Here is a 14,624-nt window from a genome sequence, read left to right on the forward strand (position 1 = left end):
GGCATGTGTTCGGCGACCCGACAAAAACCGGGGCTGTGCCCACTCCACCGCTGATCCATTCCCCCTCATTCGTGTAATAGCACCGGCACGCTCCGTGATGGAAGGGTTGCTCCGGCAGACCAGTGCACGACCAGACCAGTGCACGACCGGGAGGGCAGTTCTTTATGTCGGTAGGCGAAGAAGTCCGCGCAGAGCAGGGGCGGCCGCAGCAGAGTCTCGGCACCTCGGCGGCGCGGAACCTGGCCACCACGACCAAGTCCGCACCCCAGATGCAGGAGATCAGCTCGCGCTGGCTCCTGCGCATGCTCCCGTGGGTGAACGTGCAGGGTGGTACGTACCGAGTCAACCGGCGCCTCAGCTACTCGGTGGGCGACGGCCGCGTCACGTTCGTGAAGACCGGGGACCGGGTGCAGGTCATCCCCGCGGAACTCGGCGAGCTGCCGGTGCTGCGGGACTACGAGGACCTGGAGGTGCTCGGCGAGCTCGCCCAGCGCTGCCAGCAGCGGGAGTTCGCACCGGGGGAGGTGCTCGCCTCGTTCGGCGGCCAGGCCGAAGAGGTCTTCCTGCTCGCACACGGCAAGGTCGAGAAGGTCGGCACGGGGCCGTACGGGGACGACGCGGTCCTCGGTGTCCTCGCCGACGGGGCGTACTTCGGCGAGGAGGCGCTCCTCGACCCGGACGCCATCTGGGAGTACACGGCCCGCGCGGTCACCGCGTGCACCGTGCTCACACTGCCCCGCCGGGACCTCGAACAGGTGGCGGAGCGCGCCGAGTCCCTGCGCGATCACCTCGGGGAGCAGCGCGCGATCCCCGAGCAGCGCACCAACAAGTACGGCGAGAAGGAGATCGACCTCGCGGCGGGCCACACCGGGGAGCAGGACATCCCCGGCACCTTCGTGGACTACGAGGGCTCGCCACGCGAGTACGAACTGAGCATCGCCCAGACCGTACTGCGCCTGCACACGCGCGTGGCCGACCTGTACAACCAGCCGATGAACCAGACCGAGCAGCAACTGAGGCTCACCGTCGAGGCGTTGAAGGAGCGCCAGGAGCACGAGCTCGTCAACAACCGTGAGTTCGGTCTGCTCAGCAACTGCGAGTACGACCAGCGGCTCCAGCCGCACGACGGCGTCCCCAGCCCCGACGACCTCGACGAACTGCTCAGCCGCAGGCGCGGCACCAAGCTGCTCCTCGCGCACCCGCGCGCGATCTCCGCGTTCGGCCGCGAGCTCAACAAGCGCGGACTCGTCCCGGAGACCGTCGAGATCGCCGGCAACCGCATCCCGACCTGGCGCGGAGTCCCGATCTACCCGTGCAACAAGATTCCGGTCAGCGACACCCGTACGACCTCGATCATCGCCATGCGTACCGGCGAGGCCGAGCAGGGTGTCATCGGACTCCAGCAGGCCGGCATCCCGGACGAGATCGAGCCCAGCCTGTCGGTGCGATTCATGGGCATCAACGAGCAGGCGATCATCTCCTACCTCGTGACGGCCTACTACTCGGCCGCGGTCCTCGTGCCCGACGCCCTCGGCATCCTGGAGAACGTCGAGATCGGCCGCTGGCGGTGAGCTTCCGCGCGCCCCCGGGCGCGGTGTTCCCGCCCCTCCGGGGGCGGGTACACCCAGGGGGGTACGCGCCCAGCGGCAGCGGAAGCGCCACCGTCCGCAGACTCTCCAAGGCGATCCCATGGGTGAGTTCATGACGGGGACGAAGCAGTGCGGGACCGAGACCCTCGGAAGGCGGAACCAGATCGGGAGCCCCAGCGACAGGCGGACCCCGCCGAGTCCGCTCGACGGGCAGGAAGCCGCGGGGATCCTGGAGCGTGCCCGGGCGTGGGTCGACCCCGAGCTGCGCAGGGCGATCGAGTCGCTGCCCGGTTCGATGCGCCGGATCGCGCTCTACCACTTCGGCTGGGAGCACGCGGACGGCACACCGGCGGCGGGCAACGCGGGCAAGGCGATCAGGCCGGCGCTCGTCCTGACCGCCGTCCGGGCGCTCGGCGGACGGCACGCCGGTGCCGTACGGGCGGCGGCCGCCGTGGAGTTGATCCACAACTTCACGCTGCTGCACGACGACGTCATGGACCGGGACACCACCCGCAGGCACCGCCCCACCGCGTGGACCGTGTTCGGCGACGCCGACGCGATCCTCGCCGGGGACGCCCTGCAGGCCCTGGCCCAGCGGCTGCTCGCCGAGGACCCGCATCCGGCGGCGTCCACCGCGGCCGCCCGGCTCGCGAACTGCGTCGTCGAACTGTGCGCGGGGCAGCACACGGACACCGCCATGGAGAAACTCGGCCCGGACGAGGTCGGCCTCGACGAGTGCCTCGCCATGGCCGAGGCCAAGACGGGCGCGCTGCTCGGCTGCGCCTGCGCGCTCGGGGCGCTGTATGCGGGGGCGTCGCCCGGTGACGTGGAGGCCCTGGACGCGTTCGGCCGCGAGGCCGGGCTCGCCTTCCAGCTGATCGACGACGTGATCGGGATCTGGGGGGACCCGAGCCGTACCGGCAAGCCGGCCGGGGCGGACCTCATCGCCCGCAAGAAGTCCCTCCCCGTGGTGGCCGCACTCGCCTCCGGCACCCCGGCGGCGGCCGAACTCGCCGAGCTGTACGCGGTCCCGTACAAGGAAGGGGATCCGGGCGAACTGGAGCGCACGGTGCTGGCCGTCGAGCGGGCCGGCGGCCGGGACTGGGCCCAGGGCCAGGCAGCCGACCGGATGTCCCGCGCGATGCACGAACTCTCCCGGGCGATCCCGGACCCGGAGTCGGCGGGCGGCCTCCTCGCCCTGGCGGAATTCGTGACGCGACGCAGCAACTGAGGGCGACGGCCGGGCTGTTCGACGATGACCGGTCGCGACCGCCCGCGGCAAGCCGATCGCAGCCGCCCGGCAGCGAAGACCCCGGAGCCACCGGGCTCGCGTGGACCTGACCCCGCGCGGTGCTCGGTGGCTTCGGTCGGGGCGGGGCCCGCGCATCCCCACGGTGCGCGGGACCCGCGCTCCCGTGCAGCGGATTGGCCCCGGGCCGCAACCGCCTTACGATCAGGGCCGGTTGAGGCGATTGAGGCGAAGGGGCGGGAACATGGGTGTGGCCATCAGGGCGGCGGGCGAGGGCGATCGCGAGGCCCTCGCGCGGCTGCTGGACGAGGCGTTCCAGGACGACCCGGTGAGCGGCTGGGTTTTCCCGGGCGAGGAGCACCGGCGCGTCGCACACCCCCGGCTGATGGCCGCGTTCGTCGGCATCGTGCTCGCCGAGGGACGCATCGATGTCACGGAGGACTTCTCGGCCTGCGCGCTGTGGCTGCCGATGCCGGCTGAGGGCCCCGAGCCCGACGGCGCGGAGGACGACTCGGCCGTGCAACTGCGCGAGGCCGTCGACCCCGACAACGAGCGCGTCGAGCAGATCGGCCGGCTGACCGGCGAGGTCCACCCCGAGGGCCGCGCCCACGAATACCTGTGGATGATCGCAGTGGCGCCGGGCCACCAGGGCCAGGGCCTCGGCACGGCGATCATGCAGCCCGTGCTCGACCGCTGCGACCGCGAGGGCCTGCCCGCGTACCTGGAGGCGAGCAGCGCCCGCAGCCGAGCCCTGTACGAGCGCCTCGGCTTCACCTTCATGGGCCGCACCGTCGACCTGCCGGACGGCCCGCACATGTGGCCGATGTGGCGTGAGCCCCAGGGCTGACGCCCGCGGGAAGCGCGGCCGTGCCTTCCGCAATAACCTGAAGACATGCGCAGCAAGGAAGACAGCAAAGTCTGTCCGGTCTGCGGGCAGCCCGTCGAGGCGCTGCTTCGGCGGCACAAGACCCTGGGCGTGTTCGTGCCCGACTGGGGCCCCGGCCCCTGCCGGAACCCGAAATGCGAGCGGTACGACCAGGAGGGCCATGGCGAGCCCGAGCAGGCCGCCGCGCGAAATCGGCGCGCCGACGGCACGGCCGAGCCCTTAACGTGACGCCATGTCCTCAGAGATCCTGCACATCACCGAGCGCTCCCTGTGGGAGGCGGCCCGCGCGAGCGGCGCGTACACGATGTCGACCCGCGGCCGCACGCTGGAGGAGGAGGGCTTCATCCACTGCTCCTCGCGGCGGCAACTCCCGGACGTGGCCGCCTTCCTGTACGGCTCCTACGCCGGGCCCGACGAACTCGTGGTCCTCGTCGTCGACCCCGACCGGCTCGACGTACCGCTGGTGTACGAGGCCCCGAAGCCCGGCGCCGAGGAGTTCCCGCACGTGTACGGCCCGATCCCGGCGGCGGCCGTCGTGGACGTGGAGGCGTGGGCCCCGGTCAGGGACTAGCGGGCGAGCAGGCCGTGCAAGGACGCCTTCATGCTCGCGACGAAGGCGTCCCGGTCGTCGGCGGGGAGGGCGTCCAGGGACAGGTACGGGTTGAGGTCCTCCAACTCGACGAGGAGGAGTCCGCCGTCCGGGGCGCGGCAGGCGTCCACCCGCTGGATGCCGTGCGCGATCGTGTTCCACTCCACGAACCGCTGCGCGAACTCCCGGTCCTCGTCGGTCGGTTCGTACGGTTCCAGGGCCCAGCGCTCTTCGGTGCGCGGCGCGTGGAGGGCGTACTGCAGGGTGTGGTCGACGAAGTAGAAGGACACCTCGTAGCGGAAGTCGATGCGCGGCTGGACGAGGATGCCGTCGTACGTCAGCTCCGGGAGCCGCTCGCGCGGGACGAACTCCAGGCCGATGGAGTCGGCGCCGAGCTTCGGCTTCACCACGTAGGTGTCCACCTCGGGCAGGCGGCCCAGGTCCTCCGCCCGGTCCACGGTCGGGATGACCGGGTATCCGGCCGCGGTCAGGTCCAGCAGGTACTGCTTGCCCGCCATGTCCCCCCTGCCCGACAGCTCGTTGTACACGCGGATGCCGAGGGCGAGTGCCCGCTCCCCGAACGCGTCGTACGCCGCCTGGTAGTTGAGCACCGGACCGCTGTTGCGTACGACGACGGCGTCGAAGCCCTCCATCAGCGCCGCCGCGTCCAGCGGATGGCAGACGGCGACGTCGAACTCCTCCCGCAGCCGCGACGTGAGGAAGATGTCCTCGTCGCAGTACCGGCGGCCCTTGGCGGGATAGGCCAGGTCACTGACGTACAGGATGCGGGGCCGTGCGGGCGGCATGGGGGTCTCCAGGGACGGTCCGGTCCGGTTGATCAACCGATCAGCGGCTGGCTTGCCGGTCGATCATAGGTTCGGCCCGCCAGGGAGGCGTCAGCCGTCGTTGCGCTCCTTGAAGCGCAGGAGATTGCCCGCCGGGTCGCGGAAGGCGCAGTCGCGCGCGCCCCACGGCTGGTCCGTCGGCTCCTGGAGGACGTCGGCGCCGGAGTCGCGGACGCGTTCGTACAGGGCGTCGCAGTCGGAGGTGGAGAAGATCACGCCGCGCAGGACGCCCTTGGCCAGCAGCTCGGCCATCGCCTGCTTGTCGGCGGGGGAGGCGTCCGGGCTCGCGCTGGGCGGCTCCAGGACGATCTCCACGTCGGGCTGGATCGGCGAACTCACGGTCACCCAGCGCATTCCCTCGAAGGCCACGTCGTTGCGGACCTCCAGGCCCAGCACGTCCCGGTAGAACGCCAGGGCCTTGTCGTGGTCGTCCACGGCGATGAAGCACTGGGAGAGTTTCAGGTCCATGCGCTCACGTTAAAGCCATCTACCGGGTTCCGCTTCCGGGTTGCGGCGGCGGGCCGGGCGGGTGAGGCGCTGCGCCACGCAGGACGGAATCGGCGCCCCGTGGTCGTGCGAACGCGCCCGGTACGCGCTCGGGGTCTCGCCCACCAGCTCGGTGAACCGGGAGCTGAACGACCCGAGAGACGTACAGCCCACGGCGAAGCACACCTCCGTGACCGTCAGGTCGCCCCGGCGCAGCAACGCCTTGGCCCGCTCGATGCGGCGGGTCATGAGATACGTGTACGGGGTCTCTCCGTAGGCGGCGCGGAAGCTGCGCTGGAAGTGCCCGGGGGACATCAGCGCGGTGCGGGCCAGCGCCGCCATGTCCAGCGGCTCGGCGTACTCCCGGTCCATGCGGTCGCGTGCCCGGCGCAGCCGGACCAAGTCCTCTACGGTCACCTCTTCAGGATGACACGGGGCGCTCCGCCCGCGCGGGGGTACGGGACAAGGTGTGGTTCCGCTGGAGCGAGGAGCCGTTCGAAGGGGACTGGCGGGGGCCGCAGTTGCGGCCGGGCAAAGGGAAAGGGGCCCGGCCGATGTCCGGCCGGGCCCCTCCACCAAGTCCGCCGACCCGCGGAGGTGCACCGCCCGCCGGTCGTCAGGGTTCAGCCCTGGATCAGGCCTTCTTGGTCTCCCAGAAGATCTTGTCGATCTGGGCGATGTAGTCCAGCGCCTTCTGGCCCGTCGCCGGGTCGGTGGACGCCTTGGCGGCCGAGAGGGCCTTCAGGGCGTCGTTGACCAGCTGGTGCAGCTCCGGGTACTTCTCGAAGTGCGGGGGCTTGAAGTAGTCGCTCCAGAGCACCGAGACGTGGTGCTTGGCGAGCTCGGCGCGCTGCTCCTTGATGACGGTGGCGCGCGCCTGGAAGTGCGGGTCGTCGTTGCCGGCCATCTTTTCCTGGACGGCCTTCACCGACTCCGCCTCGATGCGGGCCTGGGCCGGGTCGTACACGCCGCAGGGCAGGTCGCAGTGGGCGCTGACCTTGACCTTGGGGGCAAACAGGCGGGAGAGCATTGAGCTGTCCTTCCTCGTGATCGTCTTCTCAGGTGGGACATTACTCCGTAGGAGACGGGTTTTCGCGAGTGCCCCCATGGGCTTAGGACAAAAGTCCAGGGTCAGACTGGGACTGGTGGAGGATAGGACCGGGGAGGTGCCGTGATGCCGGAGCTGTCGCAGGAGACCGAGCGCGGGAGGGCTCTGCTGCCATTCGGGGCGGCCGAGGTGACGGGGCCGTCCATGGTGCCCACGCTGCAGCACGGGGACCGTCTCGTCGTGCAGTACGGGGCGCGGATCCGGCCCGGTGACGTGGTCGTCCTGCGCCATCCGTTCCAGCAGGACCTGCTGGTCGTGAAGCGTGCGGCCGAGCGGCGGGAGGGTGGCTGGTGGGTGCTCGGTGACAACGCCTACGCGGGCGGGGACAGCACCGACTACGGGACCGTGCCCGAGGAACTGGTGCTCGGGAAGGTGCGGTTGCGGTACCGGCCCCTGAAGGACGGTCAGCGTTCGCCCTTCGCGCTCGTGCGCTGGGCGCTGTCCGCCGCCAGGCCGGTGCTCTCCGACCGGTCCGCCTCCAGGCGCTTGCGGGCGCGGTAGGCGGCCACGTTGGCGCGGGTCGCGCAGCGGTCCGAGCAGTAGCGCCGGGAGCGGTTGGTCGAGGTGTCCAGGTAGGCGTTGCGGCAGGGTGCGGCCTCGCACAGGCCGAGGCGGTCGACGCCGTACTCCGTCAGATGGAACGCCAGGCCCATCGCGGCGATCGCCGCGAAGCCCGCCGTCGCGTTCGAGGGGTGGTCCGCCAGATGCATGTGCCACAGCGGGCGTCCGTCGTCGTCCCGGTAGTCGTGGCCGGCGATCTGCGGGCTCACGGGGAATTCGAGGAGCAGCGAGTTCAGCAGGTCCACCGCGAGGGTCTCGTCGTCGGTGTCCGCCGCCTCGAAGACCGCGCGCAGCCGGGCGCGCACCGAACGGAAGCGTGTGACGTCCGCGTCCGTGGCGCGACGGGCCGCCGAGGAGTTGCCCGCGAAGAGATCACGGACCGCGTCGACCGAGGTGAGTGAGTCCTTGCCCCGGGCCGGCTCCTCGCTGTTGACGAGGCGTACCGCGTAATCCGAGTAATAGGCCAGTTCCACTTGTAGTCCTTACCAAGGCGCTCTATGGTCGTGCGTGCGGTCAGGTAACAGCTGATCGTGCATCCAGGGTATTACTTCAGGGTATGACGAGGTCGAGCGGAGAAGGGGCTTCCATGACCACCACGACAGGAACCGACTGGCAGGCCTGGCAGCAGAGCTGGGACCGGCAGCAGGAGTGGTACATGCCCGACCGCGAAGAGCGCTTCCGGGTGATGCTGGACATGGTCGAGGCGCTCGTGGGGTCCGAGCCCCGCGTCCTCGACCTCGCCTGCGGCACCGGAACCATCACCGCCCGGCTGCTGGCGCGTTTCCCGAAGGCCGTCAGTACGGGCGTCGACCTCGACCCGGCGCTGCTCACCATCGCCGAGGGCACCTTCCGGGACGACGACCGGGTCAGCTTCGTGACCGCCGACCTGAAGGACCCGCAGTGGACGGCCCGGCTGCCGTACGACTCGTACGACGCCGTCCTGACCGCCACCGCTCTCCACTGGCTGCACAGCGAACCCCTCGCGGCCCTCTACGGTCAGGTCGCGGAACTCGTCCGCGACGGCGGTGTGTTCATGAACGCCGACCACATGATCGACGAGACGACGCCCCGGATCAACGCGGCCGAGCGCGCCCAGCGCCACACCCGCATGGATCAGGCCAAGGACAACGGCGCCCTCGACTGGGCGCAATGGTGGCAGGTGGCCGCCGAGGACCCCGTCCTCGCCGCCCCGACCGCCCGCCGCTACGAGATCTACGGCGAGCACGCCGACGGTGACATGCCCTCCGCCGCCTGGCACGCGCGCGTGCTGCGCGAAAAGGGCTTCGGCGAGGCCCGGCCGGTGTGGAGCTCACCCTCGGACACGCTGCTGCTCGCGGTCAAGTAGCCGCCCCGGCGCGGGAGTTCGGGCACACGGAAAGGGGCGGTACGGAACTCCGTACCGCCCCTTCTCCCGCGTACCGCGTACCGCTAGAGCACCTTCGACAGGAACGACTGCGTCCGCTCGTGCTGCGGGTTCGTCAGCACGTCGCGGGGGTTGCCGGACTCGACCACCACACCGCCGTCCATGAAGACCAGGCTGTCGCCGACCTCGCGGGCGAAGCCCATCTCGTGGGTGACGACGATCATCGTCATGCCGGACTCGGCGAGGTCGCGCATGACGTCGAGGACGTCACCGACCAGCTCCGGGTCGAGCGCCGAGGTCGGCTCGTCGAAGAGCATCAGCTTCGGGTCCATCGCCAGCGCGCGGGCGATCGCCACGCGCTGCTGCTGGCCGCCGGAGAGCTGTGCGGGGTAGCTCTTCGCCTTGTCGGCGAGGCCGACCTGCTCAAGGAGCTGGCCCGCGCGCTCCCGCGCCTGGGACTTGCTGACGCCCTTGACCTGGATCGGCGCCTCCATGACGTTCTCGAGCGCCGTCATGTGCGGGAACAGGTTGAAGCGCTGGAAGACCATGCCGATGTCCCGGCGCTTGCGTGCGACTTCGCTGTCCTTGAGCTCGTAGAGCTTGTCGCCCTTCTCGCGGTAGCCCACCAGATCGCCGTCGACGTACAGCCGCCCGGCGTTGATCTGCTCCAGGTGGTTGATGCATCGCAGGAACGTGGACTTGCCGGAGCCGGAGGGACCGATGAGACAGAAGACCTCGCCGTTCTTCACCTCCAGGTCGATGCCCTTGAGCACCTCGACCGGGCCGAAGGACTTGTGCACGCCCTCGGACTTCACCATCGCGGTCATCACACCGCTCCCCTCGGGCTGCCCTTGGTGAACAGGTTCGCCCTGATCTTCTGGAAGACGGTCGGCGGCAGGCTGCGGCTGGAACCGCGTGCGTAGTACCGCTCCAGGTAGTACTGGAAGACGCTGAACACGCTGGTCATCACCAGGTACCAGATCGAGGCGACGAAGAGCAGCTCCATCACGGCGTACGACGTGGAGCCGATCGCCGATGTCGACCGCAACAGCTCGTTGTACGTCACCACGTACACCAGCGAGGAGGTCTTCAGCATGTTGATGAACTCGTTGCCCGTCGGCGGCACGATCACCCGCATCGCCTGCGGGATCACGATCCGGCGCAGCGTCTTGGTGTGGCTCATGCCCAGCGCGTGGGAGGCCTCCGTCTGGCCCTCGTCGACGGCCAGCAGGCCGGCGCGGCAGATCTCCGCCATGTAGGCGGCCTCGTTCAGGCCGAGGCCCAGCAGGGCCGCCATGAACGGCGTCATCACGTCCACCATCTCGTCCTTGTAGATCGGACCGAGATTGAGGACGGGGAAGATCAGCGCCAGGTTGAACCAGAGCAGCAGCTGGACGTAGACCGGGGTGCCGCGGAAGAACCAGATGTACAGCCAGGCGACCGAGCTGGTCACCGGGTTCTTCGAGAGCCGCATCACGGCGAGGATGATGCCGAGCACCACGCCCATGATCATGGCGAGGATGCTGATCAGCAGCGTGCGCCCGGCGCCCTTGATGACGGAGGAGTCGAAGAGGGTGTCGGAGACCGCGTGCCACTGGATGTCGCCCTGCGAGAACGCGAAGACGAGCGCCGCGAGCAGCGCGACGACGATGATGCCGCTGGCCCACCGCCCGTAGTGCGGCACGGGGATCGCCTTGATGGCCTCCGGCGGGGTTGCGGACGCCGTCTTGGAGACCTCACCCCCGGGTGGTGTGTCCGAGGGGGACTTGTCGAACTTGTCAGTCACGTGACTGCCCTTCAGTGGTGCGCTCGGCTCACTTGCCGCCGTTGATCGCGGACTTGTCGATCGCGCCCGACTGCGCGCCCCACTTCTCCAGGACCTTCTTGTACGAGCCGTCCTTGATGATCGCGTCGACGGCTTCCTTCAGCACGTCACGCAGCTCGGTGTTCTTCTTGCTGAGGATGATGCCGAACGGGCCGGCGTCGTACTGCTTGTTGATGACCTCGTAGGCGTTGCCGCCGTCGGCCTTGCGGGCCAGGTCGATCGCCACCGGGTAGTCGTTGATGCCGGCCACCGCGCCGCCGGACTTCACACGCGTCTGGGCCTCGGTGTCGTTGTCGAACGACTCGATGTCGATGGCCTTCTTGCCCGAGTCCTTGCACTTCTTGGACTGGTCCTGAAGGGCCTTCTCGTACGTGGTGCCCCGCTGGACGGCGGCCGTCTTGCCGCACAGGTCCTCGATGCCCTGGATGCCCTCGGGGTTGCCCTTCTTCACGTAGATGGCCGTGCCCGCGGTGAAGTAGTCGACGAAGTCGACGCCCTGGCCGAGCTTCTTGCCCTTGTCGTCCAGGCCCTCCTGACGCTGCTTGTTGTCCGTGATGGACGACATCGCGATGTCGTAGCGACCGGAGTTGACCGCCGTGATCAGGCCGTCGAAGGAGCCGGAGGTGAACTGGAACTTCACACCGAGCTGCTTGCTCAGCGCGTCCGCCAGGTCCGGGTCGACGCCGACGATCTTGCCGCCCTCGGTCGACTCCATCGGGGCGTACTCGGCGTTCGTGCCGACCTTGATGACGCCCGCGTCCTGGATCTTCTTCGGCAGCTTGGAGAAGAGCGGGGCGCTGTTGGCGGCACCGGTCTCCTTCTTGTTCCCGTCGCCACCGCTGGTCTGGTCGCCGCAGCCGGCGAGCAGCAGGGCGCCGGCGACCGCGATCGCACCGACCGCGGCTGTTCGTGAGCGCGCGACGTTCGTACGACGGGTGGAGCTTGCGGTCATGTTGGTTCCTCCGGCGGGAATGGATGGAGTTGCCGATGGGTCGACGAGAGCACACACCGACGAGAACACACACCATCGGGTGTCGCGACCTCGTGTGATGACGGCATCTTGCCATTCGGACTGCGCCATTCAGGGGACCGGCTATGTCAAAATCGGATAACGGGTGACCCCCGATCCGCTACCGGCCGGTACCACCGGGCCGGACCTTCTACGGGAATCTCTCCTTCCGGCCGGAAGATCTTCGGTGCATCTCGCGATGCGGGCGGCCGCTACACCGCGCTTGCGGCGCCTTGAGCCCTTGTCCAGGACTTGTCCACATATTTGGCCATGAGTCATGTCACTGGCATGTGACCTTCGCGTTATGGACTCGTCCCCGGCACCATCGGTCCGGTAAGAAGGTTCTTTACACCCCTCATCCGGGGCTCAGGGCGCGTGTGCGGCGCGCCCGTCGCGTATCCGCCCGTACGCAACCACGGCGGCAGGGCATACGCGGTGCCCGCCCACCCCTCAACCAGGAGTGGTCACCCTCAACCCATTGAAGATTTAAGGGGTAAAACAAAGTGGCAGCGGAGATCGTCAATCCTCGCAGCGACAGCACTACGGGCCATGAAGGCGACGCGGAGCCGGTGAATTCCGGCCACGCGGCCGAGGGTGCCGGTTCCGTTGAATCGGTCGGCTCCTTCGCCTTCGACCCGGCATTCGCGCTGCACCGCGGCGGCAAGATGGCCGTGCAGGCCACCGTGCCCGTCCGCGACAAGGACGACCTGTCCCTGGCGTACACGCCCGGCGTCGCGAAGGTGTGCAGCGCGATCGCCGAGCAGCCGGAGCTCGTCCACGACTACACGTGGAAGTCGTCCGTCGTCGCCGTCGTGACCGACGGGACGGCCGTCCTCGGGCTCGGTGACATCGGCCCGGAAGCCTCCCTCCCCGTGATGGAGGGCAAGGCGATCCTTTTCAAGCAGTTCGGCGGCGTCGACGCGGTGCCGATCGCCCTCGCCTGCACCGGTGTCGACGAGATCGTCGAGACCGTCGTCCGGCTCGCGCCCTCCTTCGGCGGCGTGAACCTGGAGGACATCTCGGCGCCCCGGTGCTTCGAGATCGAGCGTCAGCTCCAGGAGCGGCTGGACATCCCGGTCTTCCACGACGACCAGCACGGGACAGCTGTCGTCACGCTCGCGGCCCTGCGCAACGCGGCGAAGCTGACCGGGCGGACGCTCGGTGACCTGCGCGCGGTGATCTCGGGCGCCGGTGCGGCCGGGGTCGCCATCGCCAAATTCCTGCTCGCCGCGGGCATCGGCGATGTCGCGGTCGCGGATCGCAAGGGCGTCGTCTCGGCGGACCGGGACGACCTCACGCCGGTCAAGCGGGAGCTCGCGGAGATCACCAACAAGGCCGGGATCTCCGGCTCGCTGGAGGCGGCGCTCTCCGGAGCCGACGTCTTCATCGGGGTCTCCGGCGGTACGGTGCCGGAGCCGGCGGTGGCTTCGATGGCCGAGGGCGCGTTCGTGTTCGCCATGGCCAACCCCACCCCCGAGGTGCACCCCGAGGTCGCCCACAAGTACGCGGCGGTCGTCGCCACCGGGCGGTCCGACTTCCCGAACCAGATCAACAACGTGCTGGCCTTCCCCGGGATCTTCGCGGGGGCCCTGCAGGTGCGGGCCTCTCGGATCACGGAGGGGATGAAGATCGCTGCCGCCGACGCGCTGGCCGCGGTCGTCGGTGACGACCTTGCCGCGGACTACGTGATTCCCTCGCCGTTCGACGAGCGGGTGGCTCCGGCCGTTACGGCGGCGGTTGCCGCTGCGGCACGGGCGGAGGGCGTCGCTCGCCGCTGACGCCGCGACGGCTCGTTCCTGTGGCCCCGCCGGGTTTTCCCGGCGGGGCCAATTTTTACCTGGGCGGGCGGCCGGATGGGTGGTTTCTCTTGGTTTCTCGCCCCCTCCGCCCCTACCCATCCCGTTGTTCTGGGGGCTGCGCCCCCTTTCCCCCGCCTGTCGCGCTTGCGCGCTCGTCCTCAAACGCCGGACGGGCTGAATCCAGCCCCCCCGAGGACGGGACGGGTAGGGGCGGAGGGGGCGAAAACCCCGTAGGGGCGGGACGCGTGTCACACCGGTGGCCGGTTCCGCGACCCGGCGGCGGAGCCTATCGTCAAGGTCATGTTCGCTGCCTACGCCGCCCGAATCGACCGTGACCAGCCGCTGAACGGCCTTGAGTTGGGAGAGCGCCCGGCCCCCGAGCGGAGGCCGGGCTGGACGACCGTGAACGTCAGGGCGGCCTCGCTCAACCACCACGACCTGTGGTCCCTGCGAGGCGTCGGCCTGGCCGAGGACAAGCTGCCGATGATCCTCGGCTGCGATGCCGCCGGCGTCGACGAGGACGGCAACGAGGTCGTACTGCACTCGGTCATCGGGCAGACCGGGCACGGGGTCGGCCCGAAGGAACCCCGCTCCATCCTCACCGAGCACTACCAGGGCACCTTCGCCGAGCAGGTCTCCGTCCCCACGTGGAACGTGCTGCCGAAGCCGAAGGAGCTGTCCTTCGCGGAGGCCGCCTGTCTCCCCACCGCCTGGCTGACGGCGTACCGGATGCTCTTCACGAACGCGGGCGTCCGGCCCGGTGACTCCGTTCTCGTCCAGGGCGCCGGCGGCGGCGTGGCCACCGCCGCGATCGTGCTCGGTAAGGCCGCGGGGCTGCGCGTCTTCGCCACCAGCCGTGACGAGGCCAAGCGCAAGCGGGCCGTCGAGCTGGGCGCCGTGGAGGCCATCGAGCCGGGGGCGCGGCTGCCGCAGCGCGTGGACGCCGTCATCGAGACCGTGGGCGCCGCGACCTGGTCCCACTCGGTCAAGTCGCTGAAGCCGGGCGGGACTCTGGTCATCTCGGGGGCCACCAGCGGTGACCGTCCCGCGCATGCCGAGCTGACCCGCATCTTCTTCCTGGAGCTGAAGGTTGTCGGCTCCACCATGGGAACCAAGGACGAGCTGGAGGACCTGCTCTCCTTCTGCGCCGTCACCGGTGTCCGTCCCGTCATCGACGAGGTGCTCCCGCTCGACCGGGCCCGCGAGGGCTTCGCGCGGCTGGAGTCGGGCGACCAGTTCGGGAAGATCGTCCTGACGCCGGGTTCCTGAGCCCGCGTTCCTCGTACAGCTTCTGCAACGGCCGATCCGGGAACGG

Annotated in this window: 17 protein-coding genes; 9 read left to right on the top strand and 8 right to left on the bottom strand. The window is 69.6% G+C overall.

The genetic code is table 11. The annotated features are described in order from the left end of the window. Window positions 1–164 precede the first annotated feature (164 nt). The 5 genes from AB5J56_RS15960 (at window position 165) to AB5J56_RS15980 (ending at window position 4,295) form a co-directional block, all read left to right on the top strand. Window positions 165–1,571: a family 2B encapsulin nanocompartment shell protein gene (locus tag AB5J56_RS15960; RefSeq protein ID WP_369233390.1), complete on the top strand. Its 1,407-nt coding sequence runs from the start codon at window positions 165–167 to the stop codon at window positions 1,569–1,571. Window positions 1,572–1,689: 118 nt separating this feature from the next. Beyond that, complete coding sequence (locus tag AB5J56_RS15965) at window positions 1,690–2,820, top strand: family 2 encapsulin nanocompartment cargo protein polyprenyl transferase (RefSeq protein WP_369233391.1); 1,131 nt, start codon at window positions 1,690–1,692, stop codon at window positions 2,818–2,820. 262 nt (window positions 2,821–3,082) lie between these two features. Further along, window positions 3,083–3,685, top strand: coding sequence for a GNAT family N-acetyltransferase (locus AB5J56_RS15970; RefSeq protein WP_369233392.1), 603 nt, complete (start codon window positions 3,083–3,085; stop codon window positions 3,683–3,685). 45 nt (window positions 3,686–3,730) lie between these two features. Then, window positions 3,731–3,952 carry a hypothetical protein gene (locus tag AB5J56_RS15975; RefSeq protein WP_369233393.1) on the top strand — a complete coding sequence of 74 codons (222 nt, stop codon included), beginning with the start codon at window positions 3,731–3,733 and terminating at the stop codon, window positions 3,950–3,952. 4 nt (window positions 3,953–3,956) lie between these two features. After that, window positions 3,957–4,295: a DUF952 domain-containing protein gene (locus AB5J56_RS15980; RefSeq protein WP_369233394.1), complete on the top strand. Its 339-nt coding sequence runs from the start codon at window positions 3,957–3,959 to the stop codon at window positions 4,293–4,295. Here the strand turns inward: AB5J56_RS15980 and AB5J56_RS15985 are convergent. The 4 genes from AB5J56_RS15985 to sodN form a co-directional block, all read right to left on the bottom strand. After that, the gene (locus AB5J56_RS15985; protein WP_369233395.1) at window positions 4,292–5,119 is read right to left on the bottom strand and encodes a hypothetical protein; all 828 of its coding nucleotides are present in this window, start codon (window positions 5,117–5,119) and stop codon (window positions 4,292–4,294) included. The two genes, AB5J56_RS15980 and AB5J56_RS15985, sit on opposite strands and share 4 nt — an antisense overlap. A gap of 90 nt (window positions 5,120–5,209) precedes the next feature. Beyond that, window positions 5,210–5,626, bottom strand: coding sequence for a VOC family protein (locus AB5J56_RS15990; protein WP_369233396.1), 417 nt, complete (start codon window positions 5,624–5,626; stop codon window positions 5,210–5,212). A gap of 9 nt (window positions 5,627–5,635) precedes the next feature. Beyond that, window positions 5,636–6,061, bottom strand: coding sequence for a helix-turn-helix transcriptional regulator (locus AB5J56_RS15995; RefSeq protein ID WP_369233397.1), 426 nt, complete (start codon window positions 6,059–6,061; stop codon window positions 5,636–5,638). 217 nt (window positions 6,062–6,278) lie between these two features. Continuing rightward, window positions 6,279–6,674 (bottom strand): superoxide dismutase, Ni, encoded by a 396-nt coding sequence (gene sodN, locus AB5J56_RS16000; RefSeq protein WP_023546844.1) that lies wholly within the window; start codon window positions 6,672–6,674, stop codon window positions 6,279–6,281. A 144-nt stretch (window positions 6,675–6,818) separates the two neighbouring features. Between sodN and sodX the strand changes: the two genes are divergently transcribed. Then, window positions 6,819–7,253 carry a nickel-type superoxide dismutase maturation protease gene (gene sodX, locus AB5J56_RS16005; protein ID WP_369233398.1) on the top strand — a complete coding sequence of 145 codons (435 nt, stop codon included), beginning with the start codon at window positions 6,819–6,821 and terminating at the stop codon, window positions 7,251–7,253. Here sodX and AB5J56_RS16010 read toward each other — a convergent pair. Continuing rightward, window positions 7,157–7,786, bottom strand: coding sequence for an ABATE domain-containing protein (locus tag AB5J56_RS16010; protein WP_369233399.1), 630 nt, complete (start codon window positions 7,784–7,786; stop codon window positions 7,157–7,159). The two genes, sodX and AB5J56_RS16010, sit on opposite strands and share 97 nt — an antisense overlap. 113 nt (window positions 7,787–7,899) lie before the next feature. Between AB5J56_RS16010 and AB5J56_RS16015 the strand changes: the two genes are divergently transcribed. Further along, window positions 7,900–8,658: a trans-aconitate 2-methyltransferase gene (locus AB5J56_RS16015; RefSeq protein ID WP_369233400.1), complete on the top strand. Its 759-nt coding sequence runs from the start codon at window positions 7,900–7,902 to the stop codon at window positions 8,656–8,658. Between the two features lie 83 nt (window positions 8,659–8,741). Here AB5J56_RS16015 and AB5J56_RS16020 read toward each other — a convergent pair whose 3' ends face one another. Genes AB5J56_RS16020 through AB5J56_RS16030 form a run of 3 tightly spaced genes read right to left on the bottom strand, consistent with a single transcriptional unit; the run spans window position 8,742 to window position 11,453 of the window. Then, the gene (locus AB5J56_RS16020) at window positions 8,742–9,503 is read right to left on the bottom strand and encodes an amino acid ABC transporter ATP-binding protein (protein WP_369233401.1); all 762 of its coding nucleotides are present in this window, start codon (window positions 9,501–9,503) and stop codon (window positions 8,742–8,744) included. Then, a complete protein-coding gene (locus AB5J56_RS16025; RefSeq protein WP_369233402.1) occupies window positions 9,503–10,462 on the bottom strand; it encodes an amino acid ABC transporter permease in 960 nt (319 codons plus the stop codon). The genes AB5J56_RS16020 and AB5J56_RS16025 overlap by 1 nt, the downstream gene beginning before the upstream one ends. A 28-nt stretch (window positions 10,463–10,490) precedes the next feature. Continuing rightward, entirely contained in the window at window positions 10,491–11,453 is a 963-nt protein-coding gene (locus AB5J56_RS16030) for an ABC transporter substrate-binding protein (protein WP_369233403.1), read from the bottom strand. Window positions 11,454–12,013: 560 nt separating this feature from the next. Here AB5J56_RS16030 and AB5J56_RS16035 point away from each other — a divergent pair. Further along, on the top strand, window positions 12,014–13,288 hold the full coding sequence (locus AB5J56_RS16035; RefSeq protein ID WP_369233404.1) for an NADP-dependent malic enzyme: 1,275 nt from the start codon (window positions 12,014–12,016) through the stop codon (window positions 13,286–13,288). 321 nt (window positions 13,289–13,609) lie between these two features. Then, the gene (locus AB5J56_RS16040) at window positions 13,610–14,578 is read left to right on the top strand and encodes a zinc-binding dehydrogenase (protein ID WP_369233405.1); all 969 of its coding nucleotides are present in this window, start codon (window positions 13,610–13,612) and stop codon (window positions 14,576–14,578) included. Window positions 14,579–14,624 lie beyond the last annotated feature (46 nt).

It is taken from the genome of Streptomyces sp. R21, from assembly GCF_041051975.1.
In the GTDB taxonomy this organism is placed as follows: Bacteria; Actinomycetota; Actinomycetes; order Streptomycetales; family Streptomycetaceae; genus Streptomyces.

Excerpts from the sequence above, each read along its gene's own strand:
- sodX (WP_369233398.1), top strand. The coding sequence starts at position 6,819 with ATGCCGGAGCTGTCGCAGGAGACCGAGCGCGGGAGGGCTCTGCTGCCA.
- AB5J56_RS15985 (WP_369233395.1), bottom strand. The coding sequence starts at position 5,119 with ATGCCGCCCGCACGGCCCCGCATCCTGTACGTCAGTGACCTGGCCTAT.
- AB5J56_RS16015 (WP_369233400.1), top strand. The coding sequence starts at position 7,900 with ATGACCACCACGACAGGAACCGACTGGCAGGCCTGGCAGCAGAGCTGG.
- AB5J56_RS15965 (WP_369233391.1), top strand. The coding sequence starts at position 1,690 with ATGGGTGAGTTCATGACGGGGACGAAGCAGTGCGGGACCGAGACCCTC.
- AB5J56_RS16020 (WP_369233401.1), bottom strand. The coding sequence starts at position 9,503 with ATGACCGCGATGGTGAAGTCCGAGGGCGTGCACAAGTCCTTCGGCCCG.
- AB5J56_RS15990 (WP_369233396.1), bottom strand. The coding sequence starts at position 5,626 with ATGGACCTGAAACTCTCCCAGTGCTTCATCGCCGTGGACGACCACGAC.
- AB5J56_RS15960 (WP_369233390.1), top strand. The coding sequence starts at position 165 with ATGTCGGTAGGCGAAGAAGTCCGCGCAGAGCAGGGGCGGCCGCAGCAG.
- AB5J56_RS15975 (WP_369233393.1), top strand. The coding sequence starts at position 3,731 with ATGCGCAGCAAGGAAGACAGCAAAGTCTGTCCGGTCTGCGGGCAGCCC.
- sodN (WP_023546844.1), bottom strand. The coding sequence starts at position 6,674 with ATGCTCTCCCGCCTGTTTGCCCCCAAGGTCAAGGTCAGCGCCCACTGC.
- AB5J56_RS15970 (WP_369233392.1), top strand. The coding sequence starts at position 3,083 with ATGGGTGTGGCCATCAGGGCGGCGGGCGAGGGCGATCGCGAGGCCCTC.
- AB5J56_RS16040 (WP_369233405.1), top strand. The coding sequence starts at position 13,610 with ATGTTCGCTGCCTACGCCGCCCGAATCGACCGTGACCAGCCGCTGAAC.
- AB5J56_RS16030 (WP_369233403.1), bottom strand. The coding sequence starts at position 11,453 with ATGACCGCAAGCTCCACCCGTCGTACGAACGTCGCGCGCTCACGAACA.
- AB5J56_RS15980 (WP_369233394.1), top strand. The coding sequence starts at position 3,957 with ATGTCCTCAGAGATCCTGCACATCACCGAGCGCTCCCTGTGGGAGGCG.